The sequence below is a fragment of the Ewingella sp. AOP8-B2-18 genome, assembly GCF_052376015.1.
Classification (GTDB): Bacteria; Pseudomonadota; Gammaproteobacteria; order Enterobacterales; family Enterobacteriaceae; genus Ewingella; species Ewingella allii.
Window position 1 is genome coordinate 738,280 of the sequence record NZ_JBQSVB010000002.1, and the last position, 17,306, is coordinate 755,585.

Sequence of the window (17,306 nt, forward strand, 5' to 3'; positions counted from 1 at the left end):
GTGTACTACTCCTTGTGTCACGGGTCCTGTAGGCCCGTTTTATGTTTTATAGGTGCAGAGTTTGGGTGAGGTATGAATGGAACATGCTCAACCGCAGCGCAGAAGTTCCTGAACGATCAGCTTAAATCCCAGTTTTAAGGTAGTGGCTTGGCGGCGACAGGTGAAATGAGAACAACAGAATTGTGATATGGCTTGGGATTTCGTTGGGTAAGGGGGCGGGGAGTACAGAAAAAATGCGCAATAAGATGAATAAATACAAAAAAACCGGCCAGCAGGGCTGACCGGTTGAGCCTGAGCGGTTAAGCGATTATTCAGCAGCAGCCGGTTTTGGCTGGCCTGGTTTATGGTCGCGCATTTTTTCCATTTTCTCAGCGCGCTTCTGGTAGTTCTCATTGAACTGTTTCTTCTGCTCTGGCGTCAGCAGGTTGTACATTTTGTTCTCAGCACGGGCGCGTTCTAGCATGTGCTGGGACTGCGCCTGGGTGATGGTATCAATCTGCGATTTCACTTTGGCTTCATCGAAGCTGTCAGAGGCGACCAGGCCGTGCATGGTGTCCATCTGCGCTTTCATGGCCGCGCGGTCAGGGCGTGCGCCGTTGTCTTTCATGATCTCTTTCATCTGAGTTTTTTGCTGCTCAGTCAGGTTCAGGCCAGCGAACGGGTTCATGTGGTGCGGGCCTTTATGGTGCATCATTTTGCCTTGAGGGGCAGGTGCATCAGGTGCTGGCGTAGTGTCAGCGGCGAAAGCGAAAGAAGCCGAGCTCAGAGCCAGAGTTGAAGCCACAATCATTGCGGTAAGTTTACGCATTATTAGATTCCTCATAGGGTTTCAGGCACGTTGCCCGTTTTGTGTTGACGAAGGAAAGTCTAAACCTATGAATGAATAGTAATACGAGGAAGATGTAAAAGAGTGAAAGGTGCGCTAACGTTTTTCCGCCGAAAGTGGAGAAAACGTTTAGAAAGCGTAAGGTTGCAAACGATCCCTTAGCACTTGCTCAGAATTATCCGACCGCAAAGCGGGTTGCAAAAACATTATCACGGTTAATGTTTGGCCACCAGACGACACCTAAACTAATCATTCTCCGTTTAACCTCGGTTTCGTTCGCCATGAATTAACCAATCTGCCTATAATAGTTGGCATTTCATTAACATTATCTATAACAGTGAATGACTCTATGGCACTTTCTCGTTATGAAAATCTGGCGCAGACCCTGCGTCGGCAGATTGATTCACAGGTGTGGCTGCCCGGCGACAAACTGCCGTCGCTGCGAGATAGCTGTAAACAGTCCGGCCTGAGCTTGATGACCGTCCTACAGGCGTACCAGCTGCTGGAAAGTCAGGGCGTAATCGTTGCCCGGCCGCAGTCGGGCTATTACGTCGCGCCGCGCAAGGTGCGCGAGCTGAATCGCCGCGCCAATCAAACTCTGCACGCCGCCGAGCAGGTGGATGTTAATGACGCCATTTTCGACATTCTCAAAGGCGGCCAAGACCCGTCGGTGGTGCCTTTAGGCTCGGCATTCCCGGACCCAACTTTGTTCCCCCAGCCGCGCCTTGCCCGCTCCCTGGCCAGCGCGGTGCGCCGTATGTCGCCTCATAGCGCCATGGCCAACCTGCCGCCGGGCAACGAAGAGCTGCGCCGCAACATAGCCCAGCGTTACGCCCAAAACGGCATGGAAGTGCCGCCGGACGAAATTGTCATTACCTCGGGGGCCATGGAGTCGCTGGGCCTCAGCCTGCAAGCCGTCACCGAGCCGGGAGACTGGGTGGCGATTGAGTCGCCCGCGTTCTATGGGGTGCTACAGGCGATTGAGCGCCGTAAGCTGAAAGCCGTGGCGATCCCGACCGACGTGCGCAACGGCATGGATCTCGACGCCTTGGAGCAGGCGCTAGATACCTATCCGATCAAAGCCTGCTGGCTGATGTCCAACTTCCAGAACCCTCTCGGCTGCACGCTGTCGGTAGAGAAGAAGGCCCGGCTGGTGGCGATTTTGCAGGCCCACGGCGTGGCGCTGATTGAAGATGATGTTTATGGCGAGCTGTACTTCGGCGGTGAGCGACCTATGCCGCTCAAAGCGTCGGAAAATCGCAGTGAAATTCTGCACTGCTCCTCATTCTCAAAATGTCTGGCTCCCGGCTTTCGCGTTGGCTGGGTGGCGGCGGGGGCCTACGCCGCGCGCATCCAGCGATTGCAGCTGATGAGCACCTTGTCAGCCAGCGTGCCGGTTCAGCTGGCGTTGGCCGACTATATGCAGCAGGGCGGCTATGACACCCATCTGCGCCGCCTGCGTCGCCAGCTGGAACAGAGACAAATGGCGATGTTCAACGCCATCACCGAGACTTTTCCGTCGAGCGTGTCTGTGTCTCAGCCGCAAGGGGGATATTTTTTATGGCTGGATTTAGGCGAAAAGGTGGATGCGGCGAAGGTCTATCAGCGTGCGCTGGCGCAGGGAGTGAGCATTGCGCCCGGCACCATGTTCGCGGTGGACGATCGCTACCGGCACTGTATTCGTATCAATACCTCGTTTGAATGGGGCCCGCACACCGCGCGGGCCATCCAGATTATTGCCAATATTGTGACTGACGAGCTGAAGCACTGACCTGATCTGAAAGGCGACTAGGCTTCATTCTCACGCAAGGTTTTACCAACGTTGCCGCCGGGGTGAACCGTCAGCAGCGTCTGCTTATCAAAGCCGTTGCGCAGCATGATGCAGCCACAAATCGCGTCGAAGATAGCCAGCACCAGCACAATCGAGGTGGTGGCGAGCATATCCAGCGGGTCAATTTCCCGCTGGATATGGGTCTTCAACACCAGCTTTGAAGCCAGCGCAATGGCCGAATCCAGATTCTCCGTCACGCTAATCAGCGTCACCCCTTTGCTGGCAAGGGTTGGCAACAGACGAGTCAGCTCTTCCGAATTCCCCCCTCGCGAAATCATGATAACCACGTCGTCGCTGCGCAGGAAACCGAGATCGCCGTGGGCGGCGTCAGTCGGATTGAGGTAAATCGCCGGTTGCTCGACACAGGCCAGCATGTGCGCCACTTTGCGTGCCGCGATACCCGAGGTGCCGACGCCGGTCACGGCTATCTTACCTTTACATTCCGCGAGGGTGTTGAGCACACGCTGCCAGACCTGCTGGTCGATATTCTGCTGTAAGGCCAGAATCTCTTGGCTATAGGTCTGCCAGCCCGCACAGGCTAGCTGCCACTCATTGGCGTCAAGGGATGGCGACATATCAAACATCCTCCTGCATCAGGCGGCGGTATTTCATGTGGTCGTGGTACATCTCATGGAACACCTTATATTTGCGGTCGTAATACTCTTTAATTTTGTTGGTCTGCGGCGTCACGGTTTTACCAATGCGGCTCATCGCCGCCATGGCTTCCGGCAGGGAGTCATAGGCTCCGGCGGCCACGGTGCCCATCATGGCGCTGCCCAACAGCATGGCTTCACTCTCTTCCGGCAGTAACATCGCGCAGCCCGTGGCGTTGGAGTGCTCTTGCACAAACACCGGGTTCTTGGTGCCGCCGCCGCTCGCCATCATGGTGTCGATGGAGTAGCCGCTCTGATTCATGGTTTCAATGATATGGCGCGTGCCTAACGCCAGCGCCTGAATGGTCGCCAAATAGTGCAGCGCCATATCTTCCGGGGTGCGCGACAGTTTGAGGCCAGTCAGGGTGCCGGTCAGCGTTGGGTTTGCGCGCGGCGAACGGTTGCCGTGGAAGTAGGGCAGCATATGAATATCTTTGGTCAGGAAGGCGATGTTCTCCGGCTCGCCGGCCATTTTGCGCAGAATGCCGTTCAGCACTTCATAAATAGTTTTGCCACTGTCTTTGCCCTGTTTCAGCAGATCCTGATAGCAAGGGTGCGACTGAATTACGTGGTCGATAAGCGCGCCGGTGGTGGACTGCCCGCCCTCGTTCAGCCAGTAATCCGGCAAGATCGCCGAGTAGTATGGTCCCCAGATGCCGCTGATATAGCGCGCGCTGCGTGACATCGCCATGTGCGCCGTCGAGGTGCCGCCAATCAGCGCGATACGATGGTCAAAGTCGGCCGTTTCGCCAGATGCGCCGCTGGCCCCTAAGATCCCCAAACTGCCCGCGTGGGCATCGATGATTGACACACTCACCGCCGTGCCGGGCATCAGGCCCATTTCACTGGCGGCGCGTTGAGTCAGCCCATGGCCCAAAGGTTGGCCCATGGTTTTCACTTCGCTGCCGATTTTCGCCGCGTTGTTTTCCAGCAAATCTTCCAGCCCGATCTGTTTGAAATAGCTCGGATCCCACCTGTCTTCGTGACCGATATAGGTCCACTTACAGACGGTGGAGCAGAGAGAGCGGGTTGGGTCCTGCGTGGCGCGCCAAGTCAGGAAGTCTGGCAGGTCAAACAGATGACCTACGTTGTTCCAGGTGCTCGGCATGTGCTGCTTCAGCCACAGCAGTTTTGGCGTTTGCATTTCAGGCGAGATAATACCGCCGACGAACTCCAGCACGCGGTGGCCGGTGGCGTTGATGCGCTCGGCCTGCGTGATGGCGCGGTGGTCCATCCATACAATGATATTCTGCTCGTTGCGCCCGGACGGGCTGACGGTCAGCGGTTTACCTTCTTTATCCAGCACTACCAGTGAGCAGGTGGCGTCGAAGCCCAAGCCTTTCACCTGAATCGGGTTGATATCGGCCTGACTCATCGCGTCTTTTACCGCGTTACACACTGCTTGCCAGATCTCGTCGGAAGACTGCTCGACAAAATCAGCTTTAGGGCGGAATAAGGTAATATCGCGGCTGGCCTGACCCACCCGGCGTCCCGTCATATCAAACACGCCTGCGCGAGCACTGCCTGTCCCGACGTCAACGCCAATAAAATAACTCGCCATGTTTCTTTCCCTTAATGTTCTAAAAGTCTGTCAGGACTTACGATTCTGTAAAGCGATAAACAGGATCAATACTCCGCCCCATAACGCCATAGTTAAGTAGCTGCTCACGCCCATCAGGTTCAGACCACTTTCCAGCATTTGCAGTACCACCAGTGCCAGAACCAGTCCCAACACGCGACCAAAGCCGCCATCCGGGTTAATGCCGCCGAGGACCGAAGCCAAAATCGTGACCAGTAAATAGGAGTCGCCGTAACCGGCCTTGGCCGAGTTAAATTTCGACATCATCAGCAGCGCCGCGCCCCAGCCCAGCAGGGCGGAAAGCACGTAAACCGCGATAGTGACTTTGTGAGTGTTCACGCCGCTAAAGCGCGTGGCCTGCTCGTTAGACCCCATCAGATACAGGCTGCGGCCAAGGGTGGTGTGCTCGAGCAGCACCCACAGCAGCACGGCGACCAGCAGGAACAGCAGCAGGGCGACGGGAATGCCCAGCAGGCTGCCGTTGCTCAAATACTGAATGGCTTTCGGGAAACCGGAGATAACGGTGCCGTTGGTCAGAAGAATGTTTAGCCCGGAGATCAGCGTCATGGTGCCGAGGGTGGCGAGGATAGGCGACACCCCGATGTAGGCGATTAATACGCCGTTTAGCGAGCCGATCGCCAGCGCCACGGCCAATCCCGCCAGCATCGCCAGCAGGAAGAAGGCGGGCTGGTCAGGGTGGGCGACCAAAATCGCCGCCATCACCAGCGAACAGGCGTTGGCTCCGGCGATCACCGACAGGTTAATCCCGCCGGTCAGCATGGTGATGCCCATTCCCAGCGCCAACATGCCCAAGATAGGCAGCTGGGAAGAGATTGACTGGAAGTTACCCAGACTAAAGAAGCGACCACCGAGCGTGAAAGAGAACAGCACGGCGACGGCCAGAATGATCAGCAACTGCAAACGGATGATGCGGTCACCGGGGAAAAATCGGGTTAAGGTTGTCATGTTACATTCCCTTCGCCAGTTTGCGTTTTTCGTTCCAGGCGGTGCTACTGATGCTGACCAAAATGATCACGCCGCTGAAAACTTGGTGCCAATAAGAGGAGATACTCAGCAGGGTCAGGCCGTTTTGCAGGAAGGCCAGCAGCATCACGCCCAGCACGGTGCCAGTCAGTGAGCCGCGCCCACCGGTCATGCTGGTGCCGCCCAATACCACGGCAGCCAGCACCGTCAGCTCATAACCTAGCAGCGAATTAGGAGCCACCGACTGGGTGATTTGTGCTTGTACCACTGCCGCGATGCCCGCCAACAGCCCCATAAAGCCGTAAACATAAAAGTGCAGACGCAGGATGTTTAGCCCAAGGCGTGAGGCCGCGTCGCGGTTGCTGCCCATGGCGTAGATTTGACGCCCGACGCGAGTGCGGTTCATCAGCACGCCGGTGGCGATAATCACCCCCAGCAGGCTGAGCAGCGGCAGCGTCAGGCCATAGTCATAGCCATCGCCAGCGGTGAATGAGAACCAGTTGATGCCATTCATAAACCAGTCCGGGAAGCCGTACAGCCAGGTGCCGTTAGTCAGATACACCAGCAGGCCGTAGAACAGGTTCAGGGTGGCGATGGTGATGATAATCGCCGGAACGCGCAGCCAGTAAACTAAGAAGCCGTTGACCAGCCCGAGCAGCAGGCCCACGCCCATCGCCATACCAAACGCCAGCGGGAAGCTGCCGCCGTGGTGGATGATGTAACTCGCCATCACGTATTGGCCAATGGAGGTCATGGCCGGGAAGGAGATGTCGATGCCTCCCGCAATCAGCACCACAAACAGGCCACAGGCCAGAATGCCAAGAATGGCGTAGCTGGTGGCGACATCAGTCAGGTTGCCGAGGGTTAAGAACTCTTTGGTGCTGACGCTCAGGCCAATCGCCAGAACCAACACCAGTAAACCCAACCAGAACTCGTGCTGGCCGATGGCTTTACTCAGCCAACTTCTTTCCATTTTTGAACTACCCATTAATCACCTCCGCAATCTGCGCTTCGCTGCACTGGTGCGGGGCGAATTCAGCAATCAGTTCGCCTTTACGCATCACCAGCACGCGGTGACTGTTGTAATAGGCTTCCGGGATCTCGTCACAAATCATCAAAACCGCCATGCCGGACTCAGCGAGATCGCGCGCAATTCGGTAGATCCCCTCTTTGTTGGCGATATCTACGCCCACGGTCGGCGAATCCAAGATCAGAATGTGCGGATGAGTCGCCACCCACTTGGCAATGGCAATACGCTGCGCATTACCGCCCGAGAGGGTTTTCACCGGCAGGCCGCTGTCCGAGACTTTAATGTTCAAATCGCGGATCAGGTCTTTAACCACTGACGCGGCTTTACGGTGATCCATCAAGCCCGCGCGGGTGTGCAGTTTGTTGAAAATTGACACCAGCGTGTTGTCGTAAATCGACTGCTCCATGATTAAGCCTTGGGTCAGGCGGTCTTCTGACACATAGGCAATGCCATGACGAATGGCATCGCGGTTGCTGCGTAAAGTGACTTTCTTGCCATTCACTTTGATGTCGCCGCTGTCCGGCTGGCTCATACCAAACAGGCTCATGCACAGTTCGGTGCGCCCGGAGCCTAACAGGCCAATAATCGAGGTGATCTCCCCCTGGCGCAGTGACAGGGAGATATCCTGATACTGCCCGGCGCGGCTGAGATGGCTCACTTCCAGCAAAGGCGTGACGTCCGCCGGTGCGCGATGCGGCAGGTGGCTGTAGCTGAAACGCTGGCCGGTCATCAGGAAGGCCAACTCATTGCTGTCGAGCTGGCTGGCCGGGTAAGTGCCCACCAGTTTGCCGTCGCGCATCACGCTGATGCGATCGGCCACTTCCATCACTTCGTCCAGACGGTGGCTAACAAACACCACGCAAATCCCGGCGGTTTTCAGCTCATTGACCACGCGCAGCAGGCCGTTAACCTCGGTGCGGGTGAGGGAGGCGGTCGGTTCGTCCATGATAACCAGGCTCGCATCAGCGGCGATTGCCCGGCATATTGCCACCAATTGACGGTCGGCGATCGACAGCTTTTCCACTTTACGATCCGGGTCGAGAGAAACCCCTACGCGTTGCATTGCGGCAATGGCTTTTTTGCGCATTGCCTCGCGATGTACCCAGAAATCGCCGCCCGGCAAATAACGGTGAATGGCAATATTTTCGGCCACGGATAAATTGGGGAATAACGACAGGTCCTGATAAATAACCTGAATGCCGTAATAAGAAGAGAGTTGTGGCGTTAAAGAGTGAAACAATTTGCCATCAATAGTGATGGTCGCGCCTTTTTCTGGCTGATAGACGCCGGAAATCACTTTAATAATGGTACTTTTTCCGCAGCCGTTTTGGCCTGCAAGACAATGCACTTCACCTTTATTTAATGTCAGCGTGACATTATCCAGTGCAAGTACACCGGGGAATTTTTTGCTTATTCCCTCAAGGCTGATAAATGCCTCGGCGGAATGAGGGGAGGTAGGTGAACTGGAATTAATCGTCATCGACTGAATCCTTACTGCGTTCAAGCTGGTCAGTTAAGAAAGCAGATACGGCACAACAAACTACGCCGTATCCCTTCCTATTTCTCTGGTGTGGCGAAAACCCGTCATCCTTTAAGCTGCCTCTGCGTTGGCTGCCTTCATTCATCCCAGTCACTTACTTGAGTAAGTGACTGGGATTCATTCAGTTGCCGCCTTGATGCAACGTAAATAATTCAGGGTTTAAAAAATAAGTAAATACTGACCTATTAGAAGCCCAATGATTTCGCGTTGTCTGGTGTGACTTCCAGAATCTTATTAAAGCGAATCACGTGTTTATCCATATCTACGTCGGCTTTGCCCAGACCATCGATGGTTAAATCTTTGGTGACAGGCTTGCCTTGCAGCATCTGGTCAGCCACGGAAACTAAGGCGTAACCGGCATCTTTAGGATCCCACAGCAGGACTTTCTTAATATCACCGCGCATCAGGTAAGGCGCGGCCTGAGCTGGCATCGCAATACCCACCACGGCGATTTTATTCTTCGCACGTTTTTGTTGAACGGCCTGGCCTGCACCAATTGGGCCTAATGAACCAAAACCGATAATCCCTTTCATTTCAGGATAGGTTTTCATTAAATCCAGCGTGGTGGAGTAGGACTTATCAATATTCTCAGCAACCGGCAGGCGAGAAGTCACTTCATGCATATCCGGGTATTTTTGTTTCTGATACTTAATCGCCGCATCGGCCCAGGCATTATGTAATGGCACGGTGAGTGAACCGACATAAATTGCGTAACCACCTTTGCCACCCATATCTTTGGCTAATTCATCCATGTTCGCTTCGGCATATTTCTGGCTGTCGATGGTTTCAATATCCCATTGACCAATTTGCTGGTCTGGAGATTCGTGGGTTAATACCACGATACCGGCGTCGCGGGCTTTTTTAAGTACCGGCTCTAATACTTTGGCGTCATTAGGCACCACAATAATGGCGTCAACTTTCTTGGCGATTAAATCTTCGATGACTTTAACCTGGGCCGCCGGATCTGGAGTAGAAGCACCGACCTGATAGGCGTTGACGTGTAATTTTTGGGCGGCATCTTTCACCCCCACTTCCATGCGTGTGAACCAAGGAATACCGGTGACTTTAGCCACCAGAGCGATGTCGTAGGGTTTGTCGGCAGCAAAGCTTGGTGTTGAGATCAACATGCATGCAGAAACCACACATGCACTGACTAATGCGAGGTTAAATTTCATGGCTGGTACCTTCTTATGATCTTATGTGTAGGGCGTGGGTAGTGGTTATTTTTTCCACGTATTGAGATTAACAAGCCGCTATGCGCTTCTCGCAGCAAAGTAAACAAAATGTGATCAAAGCCCGAAAATGTTAATTTATATGATTTTAATTGTTAATTTAAGGTTAAATAAAATTCAAAGCATGAGAAATGAGCAGGGTTTAGAGGTGAAATAGTGCGGTTTTAGATCAAGTAAGTATCATTTTTATAACATAAAAATAACATTAAAAAGTGAGGAATTGCTTTTCGCCACCCGCGAGGTATCGACATCAGCAACATAATGCCCAGATTGTGAGAACTATCACGAATTGCCCCTGACCCAGCAATGCGCAGTCTCCCCAAAAGGGTGCGTCACTTTCACCCATATCGAGCAACATCCTCTCTTGCACTCACCGCCAACATGCCTTCGATCACAATCCTGAGCGAAATATTCCTCCAAATCTTGCTGCATATTCAGTCGGAACACCTTCAAGGCGCAAAAGGGTTTGATTTTCTACTATTCACTTTTTATTCATTTTAAGTGAATAACTGCGGTTATTAAGTGGTTGTTTTTTCGTGACGCAGCAGATTTTATGCATTTATTCCCTTTGCTGGCAAGAAGGCTGCAATCTATCATCAACCAAAGAGAGTAAAATTTTTAACTTAAATGTAACAACTTCACAGCAGTTTGGTCCCCTTTGACTCTGAGGTAGATATGCAACAACAACTCAACGTTAGCCGTGAAAACTTTGATGACTGGCTGGTACCGACCTACGCGCCAGCCTCCTTCGTGTTGGTACGCGGAGAGGGCTCATGGCTGTGGGATCAAGAGGGCAAAGACTATGTCGATTTCGCTGGCGGCATTGCGGTTAACGCACTGGGCCACGCGCATCCAGAAGTGAAGAAAACGCTGGTGGAGCAGGCCGATAAAGTCTGGCATCTGGGCAACGGCTACACCAATGAACCCGTGCTGCGCTTGGCGAAACAGCTGATTGACGCCACTTTCGCCGAAAAAGTCTTCTTCTGTAACTCTGGGGCCGAAGCCAACGAAGCCGCGCTGAAACTGGCTCGCCTGTACGGCCACAAGCAGGGCGGCAATAAGAGCGAAATCATCGCCTTCAAAAATGCTTTCCATGGTCGCACGCTGTTTACCGTGACGGCGGGCGGTCAGCCGAAATATTCAGAAGATTTCGCGCCGCTGCCGCAAGACATCACCCATCTGCCGTTTAACGATTTAGCCGCGGTAGCTGATCACATTTCTGAGCGCACCTGCGCGGTGATCGTCGAACCAATTCAGGGCGAGGGCGGCGTGGTGCCTGCCGAGGCGAGCTTCCTGCAAGGGCTGCGTGAACTGTGCGACAAGCACGGCGCGCTGCTGATTTTCGACGAAGTGCAAACCGGCGTAGGCCGTACCGGCGAGCTGTATGCCTATCAGGGTTACGGCGTGGTGCCAGACATTTTGACCACCGCCAAGGCGCTGGGCGGCGGCTTCCCAATTGGCGCGATGCTGACGCTCGACAAGTACGGCGTGCTGTTCCAGCCGGGCACGCACGGCACCACCTACGGCGGTAACCCGCTTGCAACGGCGGTGGCGGGCACCGTGCTGTCGATGATTAACACGCCAGAGGTGCTCAACGGCGTGCAGAAGCGCCACCAGTGGTTTATCGAGGGCTTGAAGCGCATTAACGAGCAGTATCAGGTGTTCTCCGAAGTGCGTGGCGCGGGCCTGCTGCTCGGCGCGGTGATGAGCGAACGCTTCAACGGTCAGGCCAAGCAGCTCAACACCTTGGCGGCGGAAGAGGGGCTAATCGCGCTGATTGCCGGACCAAACGTGCTGCGTTTTGCGCCATCCCTGATTATTTCCGGGTCTGATATTGAAGAAGGTTTGAACCGACTTGAGCGCGCCGTAAAACGCCTGTGCGCCTGAGTTAAGCCCCTATTTGCGAGGTAGACAATATGATGTTAATTAGACCCGTGCGGCTTGGCGACCTCGCCGATATTTTGAAGTTATCCGGTAAAACCGGCATCGGTTTGACCTCATTACCCAAAGACGAAACCCAGCTGCGCGCGCGAATTGAACGTTCGCTCGCCACCTGGGCGGGGAAGCTGGACAAGGCCGAGCAGGGTTTCCTGTTCGTGCTGGAAGATACCCAACTCGGGCAAGTGGTCGGCGTGAGCGCCATTGAGGTGGCAGTCGGCCTGAGTGAGCCTTGGTACAACTTCCGCCTCGGCACCTTGGTTCACGCTTCGAAAAGCCTGAACATTTATAAGCCGGTGCCGACGCTGTTTCTTAGCAACGACCACACCGGCTTTACCGAACTCTGCACCCTGTTCCTCGACCCGGAACACCGCAATGGCAAGAATGGCCACCTGTTATCTAAGGTGCGTTTCCTGTTCTTGGCCGCCTTCCGCCAGCACTTCTCGCCGAAAGTCATTGCCGAGATGCGCGGCGTGTCCGACGACCACGGCCATTCCCCATTTTGGGACAGCGTCGGGCGGCACTTCTTCGGCATGGAGTTTGTCGAAGCCGACCGCCTGACCGGCATGGGGCAGAAATCCTTTATTGCCGAGCTAATGCCAAAACATCCGCTCTACACCGAATTGCTTAGTCCTGAGGCGCGATCGGTCATCGGGCAAGTGCATCCGCACACCGCTCCGGCGCGGGCCGTGCTGGAAAGTGAAGGGCTGCGTTACACCGGCTACGTGGATATTTTCGACGGCGGTCCGACGCTGGAAGGGGAAATCGACCAGCTGCGCGCGGTGAGAGAGAGCCGCCTGCTGCCGGTGCATATCGGCCAGCCAAATCAAGAGCAGGACGCGCCGCTGTACGTGGTCGCGCGTGAAGATTATCAGGGCTTCTGCGCCACGCTGGTCGCCGGTGATCCGGTGATGAACCGGCTGACCCTTGACGCAGCCACCGCCGAGCAGTTGGGCGTGAAAGAGGGCGACCGCGTGCGCGCCGTCGCGCTCTATCCCTTTCGGGAGAACCGCGTCGCGCCAAATCAAGTAACCGACTCAAACCCAGAGGAAAGTCTCGCATGATGCATCCAGCACTCTTTATTCAAGGACAGTGGCGTAGCGGACAGGGCGCGCTGCTGGAGAAAACCAACCCGGCCAATAATGTCGGGCTGTGGTCGGCGCTGTGCGCCAGCCCGGAAGATGTCGAAGCGGCCTGCACGGCGGCGCGCACGGCGTTCCCCGCATGGGCGCGTAAATCTCTGGCAGACCGAGCGGCGGTCATTGCCCGTTTCGCCGAGCTGCTGACCGAGCATAAAAGCCGTCTGGCCGAGGTTATCAGCCTTGAAACCAGCAAACCGCACTGGGAAACCCTGACCGAAGTGCAGGCGATGATCGGCAAAGTGGCGATTTCCCTTGAAGCCAATCAGGTGCGCACCGGCGAGAAACATACCCCAATGCCCGACGGCGAGGCGGTACTGCGCCACCGTCCACACGGCGTGCTGGCGGTGTTCGGCCCTTATAACTTCCCCGGCCACTTGCCGAACGGTCACATCGTGCCGTCGCTGTTGGCCGGAAATACTATTGTCTTTAAGCCGAGCGAGCTGACGCCGAAAACCGCCGAAGAGACAGTCAAACTTTGGCAGCAGGCCGGTTTACCTGATGGCGTGATCAATCTGGTGCAGGGCGGCCGTAGCACGGGCGAAGCCCTGGCGGCGTCCGGACAAATCGACGGTTTGCTGTTTACCGGCAGCGCCGGGACCGGCTACCAGCTGCATCGCCAACTGGCGGGCCAGCCGGAGAAAATTCTGGCGCTGGAGATGGGCGGCAATAACGCGCTGATCGTCGAGCCGGTCCAAGACATCGACGCGGCGGTAAACCTAACTATCCAGTCGGCTTTTATCTCTGCCGGGCAGCGCTGCACCTGCGCGCGCCGCCTGTTGGTCAAGAAGGGCGAGGCGGGGGACAGATTCCTCAGACGGCTGGTGGAAGTGACTTCCGATCTGAAGGTGGGCCACTGGGACGACCAGCCGCAGCCTTTTATGGGCGGCGTGATTTCCGACGTCGCGGCCAAACACATTTTGGCGGCGCAAGATGAGCTGATTGCTCTCGGTGGCAAGCCATTGCTGACCATGACTCGCCCTGACCTACACAGCTCGCTGCTGCTGCCGGGCATTATTGACCTGACGGGCATCGCGGGCGTGCCGGACGAAGAGATCTTCGGCCCACTGCTCAGCGTGCTGCGCTATGACGATTTCAATCAGGCCATCGAGATAGCTAACCAAACGCGCTACGGCTTGGCCGCCGGGCTGATTTCCACCGACCGCGCCCAGTTCGACCAGCTGTTAACCGAAGCCCGGGCCGGGATTGTGAACTGGAATAAGCCGTTAACCGGCGCATCCAGCAACGCACCTTTCGGTGGCATTGGTGCCTCGGGTAACCATCGCCCAAGCGCCTATTACGCGGCGGATTACTGCGCATGGCCTATGGCATCGCTGGAAACAGAAAAACTTGAACTGCCTGTGACGTTGTCACCGGGAATTGATTTTAGCGGCGCTTAAGCCGCATTGCAGACGGCGAGAGGAGAGGTTTATGTCGGGAAGTGAAGCGAATTTTGATGGTTTGGTTGGGCCGACCCACCACTACGCCGGTCTCTCTTTTGGTAATGAAGCGTCCACCCGCAATCAGAATGCGGCGGCTAACCCAAAACTGGCGGCCAAGCAGGGATTGTTGAAGATGAAGGCGCTGGCCGATTTGGGTTTCGCCCAGGGGGTGTTGCCGCCGCACGAGCGTCCGCATCTCGCCACGCTGCGCCAGATGGGCTTTGGCGGCAGCGATCGCAACGTGCTGGCTCAGGCGCAGGCTTACTCGCCGCGCCTGCTGTCCTCTCTGAGTTCGGCATCCTCCATGTGGGTGGCTAACGCCGCGACGGTGTCGCCGTCGGCCGACAGTGCCGATGGCCGCGCCCATTTCACCGTGGCTAACCTTAATAACAAGTTTCACCGCGCTATTGAAGCCGACACCACTTCGGCGATTTTGCGCGCCACTTTTAAGCATGACGGCCACTTTGCCCACCACGACGCGCTACCGCAGGTGGCGGCGCTGGGGGACGAAGGGGCGGCCAACCACAACCGGCTGTGCGGCGATTACGATAAGCCGGGCGTGCAGGTCTTTGTCTATGGCCGCGACGGATTAGTCACCGGGGAAAATGAGCCGGTGCGCTATCCGGCGCGACAAACCCGCCTGGCCAGCGACGCGGTGGCGCGTTTGCACCAGCTTTCCGCCAACCGGACCGTGTTTGTGCAGCAGAACCCGGAAGCTATCGATCGCGGCGTATTTCACAACGATGTGATTTCCGTCAGCAACCGCAACGTGCTGTTTCACCATCAACAGGCCTTTGCCAATAGCAACGCCGCGCTGGAGGAGATCCGCCGCAAAATGGCCGCGCTGGCGCTGGATTTCCATCCCATTGAAGTGCCTCAGTCTAAGGTGTCGATTGACGATGCGGTGGCCACTTACCTGTTCAACAGCCAGTTGCTGAGTAAGAACGACGGCAAGATGATGATTGTGGTGCCCGAGGAGTCGCGCCAGCACGTCGGGGTCTGGGATTACCTGTGTGAACTGCAAGAGAGCGGCGGGCCGATTAATCAGGTGGAAGTGTTCGACCTGCGCGAAAGTATGCGCAACGGCGGCGGCCCGGCCTGCCTGCGTTTGCGGGTAGCGCTGAACCGCGCCGAGCTGGCGGCGGTCAATGACGGCTCGCTGATGAATGACGCGCTTTTTGCTCGCCTTAACCAGTGGGTCGACAGCCATTATCGCGACCGAATGCACGCTGAAGATCTCGCTGACCCACAGCTGCTGACCGAGGTTCGCTATGCTTTAGATGAACTGACGCAAATTTTGGGCCTTGGAGTGATTTACCCCTTCCAGCGCTAAGTTGCCGCCATCAAGGAGCGAAACATGTTTGATTTTCTGGCGCAAACCCTCAGCGGCGAAGCCCCGGTAGCCATCACCGGGCAGACGCCCAATCTTGACTGGATATGGCGCGAAGAGGGCATTCTGGAGCTGTCGCCGCACCAGGCCTGTCACAGCGCGGTGGTGATTTCGGCCGGCATTCACGGCAATGAAACCGCGCCCATCGAGCTGCTCAACCAATTGGTGAGCGAGCTGCTGAGCGGCCAGCGGCCTTTGCACGTCAGGCTGCTGGTGCTGCTCGGCAACCCGGCATCAATGCGCGTGAATAAGCGTTTTGTCGATGCCGATATGAACCGCATGTTCGGCGGCAGGCACACTCGTTATTGCCCCAACGGCGAAACCCGTCGCGCCCATGAATTAGAGCAGGCGATGGCGCTGTTCTATCGCACCTCGACCGCGGCGGGGGCGACCTATCGTTATCACTATGATCTGCACACCGCCATCCGTGGTTCACTGCACGTGCGCTTTGGCCTGTTGCCGTTGCAGGACAGGCCCTACAGCCCCGACATGCTGAAATGGCTCGACGCCGCGGGCCTCGACGCACTGGTCTATCACCGTTCCCCCGGCGGCACTTTTACCCATTTCAGCAGCGAAGTTTTTGGTGCCGACAGCTGCACGCTAGAGCTAGGCAAGGCATTGCCGTTCGGCAGCAACGATCACCAGCAGTTCGCCGGAATCCGTCAGGCATTGCAGTCCTTGGTTAGCGCCACCCCATTGCCGTCAAGGCACGCCGACCAGCCGCTTGAAAGTTACCGTGTCACGCAGGATATCATCCGCTCGCAAGAGGATTTCCAGCTTCACGTCCCGGCAACGGCTCTGAACTTTACCCCTTATCCGAAAGGTTTTTTGATAGCCGAGGAGAGCGGCAAGGCGTATCGAGTCGAAAAGAATGAGGAGTTCGTGTTGTTTCCGAATCCTTCTGTCGCCATGGGGTTGAGAGCGGGGCTGATGTTGGAGCGCTTTTGAGAAAGCGCTGAAACTTCTTAAATTCAAAACCTTGCGTTGCCACGCAAACTGGCCCAGAAGGCGCGTAAGCGCGCGCCCTCTGGACACCCGCGCTTTAATTGCTGTGTGACCGAGGCTTCGCAGGTTGGAATGGCCGTATTTCAGCAGCCACGGTGATCGCCGCGAAGTGCCGCCGCTTAGGCGGTTCCCTCGCTGCGGGATTCCAACCCGCGAAAAAAGACTCGCGGTTTTCCACCTCTTGCTCGGCGTCACTTCTGAATGCGGCCTACTGGCATTTATACCGAACCGTTTCAGTGGAGTTCTTTTCTGCTCACTGATAAGGAGGCTGGGAGGAGTATTGCAAAAGATTCAGTGGCTTATGTGAGAAACACCCCACCTAAATAGGGGAGGGAGCAAACCAAAACAACTGGAACGACACGGTTGAGATGCCTCAAAACCGCAGTCAAAAATGGCGCTGAGCGAATGGTTCGAGACCTATGGCTCGAAGCCTGAAGCGAAGGCACCGCCTAAGCGGCGACATTTTGCGGTGGATAACGGAAGCCCCTGAAACACGTCCACCCAACGAGCGAAGCGCGCAGTAAAGAGCCGGGGGATTCTCAAGGGGCGCGGCGATAGGCGCCCCTTGAGGCCGGTGTGGCGGCAGCGCACGGTTTTGACCTTAAAGCATTCCCTTGGTCGGTGTGGGCCGACGCCCACGACCTTGACCTCGACCTTGACCTTGTAGTTGAAATTGAATTTAAGTTTTTTAGCGGAAGTTGGCCCGCCGCCAACCTT

Annotated in this window: 13 protein-coding genes; 6 read left to right on the top strand and 7 right to left on the bottom strand. The window is 56.0% G+C overall.

Annotated features, from left to right (window positions below):
• Positions 1–307: 307 nt before the first annotated feature.
• Positions 308–808: an ATP-independent periplasmic protein-refolding chaperone Spy gene (gene spy, locus ACT3RR_RS07670; RefSeq protein ID WP_496200032.1), complete on the bottom strand. Its 501-nt coding sequence runs from the start codon at positions 806–808 to the stop codon at positions 308–310.
• 367 nt (positions 809–1,175) lie between these two features.
• Here spy and ACT3RR_RS07675 point away from each other — a divergent pair, with 367 nt between their 5' ends.
• On the top strand, positions 1,176–2,597 hold the full coding sequence (locus ACT3RR_RS07675) for an aminotransferase-like domain-containing protein (protein ID WP_353502334.1): 1,422 nt from the start codon (positions 1,176–1,178) through the stop codon (positions 2,595–2,597).
• Positions 2,598–2,614: 17 nt separating this feature from the next.
• Here ACT3RR_RS07675 and ACT3RR_RS07680 read toward each other — a convergent pair whose 3' ends face one another.
• The 6 genes from ACT3RR_RS07680 to ACT3RR_RS07705 form a co-directional block, all read right to left on the bottom strand.
• Positions 2,615–3,232, bottom strand: a complete 618-nt coding sequence (locus ACT3RR_RS07680) for an SIS domain-containing protein (protein WP_496200033.1) — start codon at positions 3,230–3,232, stop codon at positions 2,615–2,617.
• A 1-nt stretch (position 3,233) separates the two neighbouring features.
• Positions 3,234–4,871 (bottom strand): FGGY-family carbohydrate kinase, encoded by a 1,638-nt coding sequence (locus ACT3RR_RS07685; protein WP_100937188.1) that lies wholly within the window; start codon positions 4,869–4,871, stop codon positions 3,234–3,236.
• A 30-nt stretch (positions 4,872–4,901) separates the two neighbouring features.
• A complete protein-coding gene (locus tag ACT3RR_RS07690) occupies positions 4,902–5,855 on the bottom strand; it encodes an ABC transporter permease (protein WP_353502331.1) in 954 nt (317 codons plus the stop codon).
• A gap of 1 nt (position 5,856) precedes the next feature.
• Entirely contained in the window at positions 5,857–6,846 is a 990-nt protein-coding gene (locus tag ACT3RR_RS07695) for an ABC transporter permease (protein ID WP_353503980.1), read from the bottom strand.
• A gap of 7 nt (positions 6,847–6,853) precedes the next feature.
• Positions 6,854–8,383 carry a sugar ABC transporter ATP-binding protein gene (locus ACT3RR_RS07700; protein WP_496200034.1) on the bottom strand — a complete coding sequence of 510 codons (1,530 nt, stop codon included), beginning with the start codon at positions 8,381–8,383 and terminating at the stop codon, positions 6,854–6,856.
• Between the two features lie 245 nt (positions 8,384–8,628).
• Positions 8,629–9,618: an autoinducer 2 ABC transporter substrate-binding protein gene (locus tag ACT3RR_RS07705; RefSeq protein ID WP_353502329.1), complete on the bottom strand. Its 990-nt coding sequence runs from the start codon at positions 9,616–9,618 to the stop codon at positions 8,629–8,631.
• A gap of 732 nt (positions 9,619–10,350) precedes the next feature.
• Between ACT3RR_RS07705 and ACT3RR_RS07710 the strand changes: the two genes are divergently transcribed.
• From ACT3RR_RS07710 to astE, 5 genes are read left to right on the top strand one after another with little or no spacing between them, the layout of a single operon-like run.
• Positions 10,351–11,562, top strand: coding sequence for an aspartate aminotransferase family protein (locus ACT3RR_RS07710; protein WP_496200035.1), 1,212 nt, complete (start codon positions 10,351–10,353; stop codon positions 11,560–11,562).
• Between the two features lie 29 nt (positions 11,563–11,591).
• Positions 11,592–12,677 (top strand): arginine N-succinyltransferase, encoded by a 1,086-nt coding sequence (gene astA, locus ACT3RR_RS07715; protein ID WP_353502327.1) that lies wholly within the window; start codon positions 11,592–11,594, stop codon positions 12,675–12,677.
• Positions 12,674–14,152 (top strand): succinylglutamate-semialdehyde dehydrogenase, encoded by a 1,479-nt coding sequence (gene astD, locus ACT3RR_RS07720; RefSeq protein WP_485900871.1) that lies wholly within the window; start codon positions 12,674–12,676, stop codon positions 14,150–14,152. Before astA ends, astD begins: the two co-directional genes overlap by 4 nt.
• 31 nt (positions 14,153–14,183) lie before the next feature.
• Positions 14,184–15,527 carry an N-succinylarginine dihydrolase gene (gene astB / locus ACT3RR_RS07725; RefSeq protein ID WP_496200036.1) on the top strand — a complete coding sequence of 448 codons (1,344 nt, stop codon included), beginning with the start codon at positions 14,184–14,186 and terminating at the stop codon, positions 15,525–15,527.
• Between the two features lie 24 nt (positions 15,528–15,551).
• Positions 15,552–16,532, top strand: coding sequence for a succinylglutamate desuccinylase (astE, locus tag ACT3RR_RS07730; RefSeq protein WP_496200037.1), 981 nt, complete (start codon positions 15,552–15,554; stop codon positions 16,530–16,532).
• Positions 16,533–17,306 lie beyond the last annotated feature (774 nt).

Coding starts and splice junctions, on each gene's coding strand:
- spy (WP_496200032.1), bottom strand. CDS start 808: ATGCGTAAACTTACCGCAATGATTGTGGCTTCAACTCTGGCTCTGAGC.
- ACT3RR_RS07675 (WP_353502334.1), top strand. CDS start 1,176: ATGGCACTTTCTCGTTATGAAAATCTGGCGCAGACCCTGCGTCGGCAG.
- ACT3RR_RS07680 (WP_496200033.1), bottom strand. CDS start 3,232: ATGTCGCCATCCCTTGACGCCAATGAGTGGCAGCTAGCCTGTGCGGGC.
- ACT3RR_RS07685 (WP_100937188.1), bottom strand. CDS start 4,871: ATGGCGAGTTATTTTATTGGCGTTGACGTCGGGACAGGCAGTGCTCGC.
- ACT3RR_RS07690 (WP_353502331.1), bottom strand. CDS start 5,855: ATGACAACCTTAACCCGATTTTTCCCCGGTGACCGCATCATCCGTTTG.
- ACT3RR_RS07695 (WP_353503980.1), bottom strand. CDS start 6,846: ATGGAAAGAAGTTGGCTGAGTAAAGCCATCGGCCAGCACGAGTTCTGG.
- ACT3RR_RS07700 (WP_496200034.1), bottom strand. CDS start 8,383: ATGACGATTAATTCCAGTTCACCTACCTCCCCTCATTCCGCCGAGGCA.
- ACT3RR_RS07705 (WP_353502329.1), bottom strand. CDS start 9,618: ATGAAATTTAACCTCGCATTAGTCAGTGCATGTGTGGTTTCTGCATGC.
- ACT3RR_RS07710 (WP_496200035.1), top strand. CDS start 10,351: ATGCAACAACAACTCAACGTTAGCCGTGAAAACTTTGATGACTGGCTG.
- astA (WP_353502327.1), top strand. CDS start 11,592: ATGATGTTAATTAGACCCGTGCGGCTTGGCGACCTCGCCGATATTTTG.
- astD (WP_485900871.1), top strand. CDS start 12,674: ATGATGCATCCAGCACTCTTTATTCAAGGACAGTGGCGTAGCGGACAG.
- astB (WP_496200036.1), top strand. CDS start 14,184: ATGTCGGGAAGTGAAGCGAATTTTGATGGTTTGGTTGGGCCGACCCAC.
- astE (WP_496200037.1), top strand. CDS start 15,552: ATGTTTGATTTTCTGGCGCAAACCCTCAGCGGCGAAGCCCCGGTAGCC.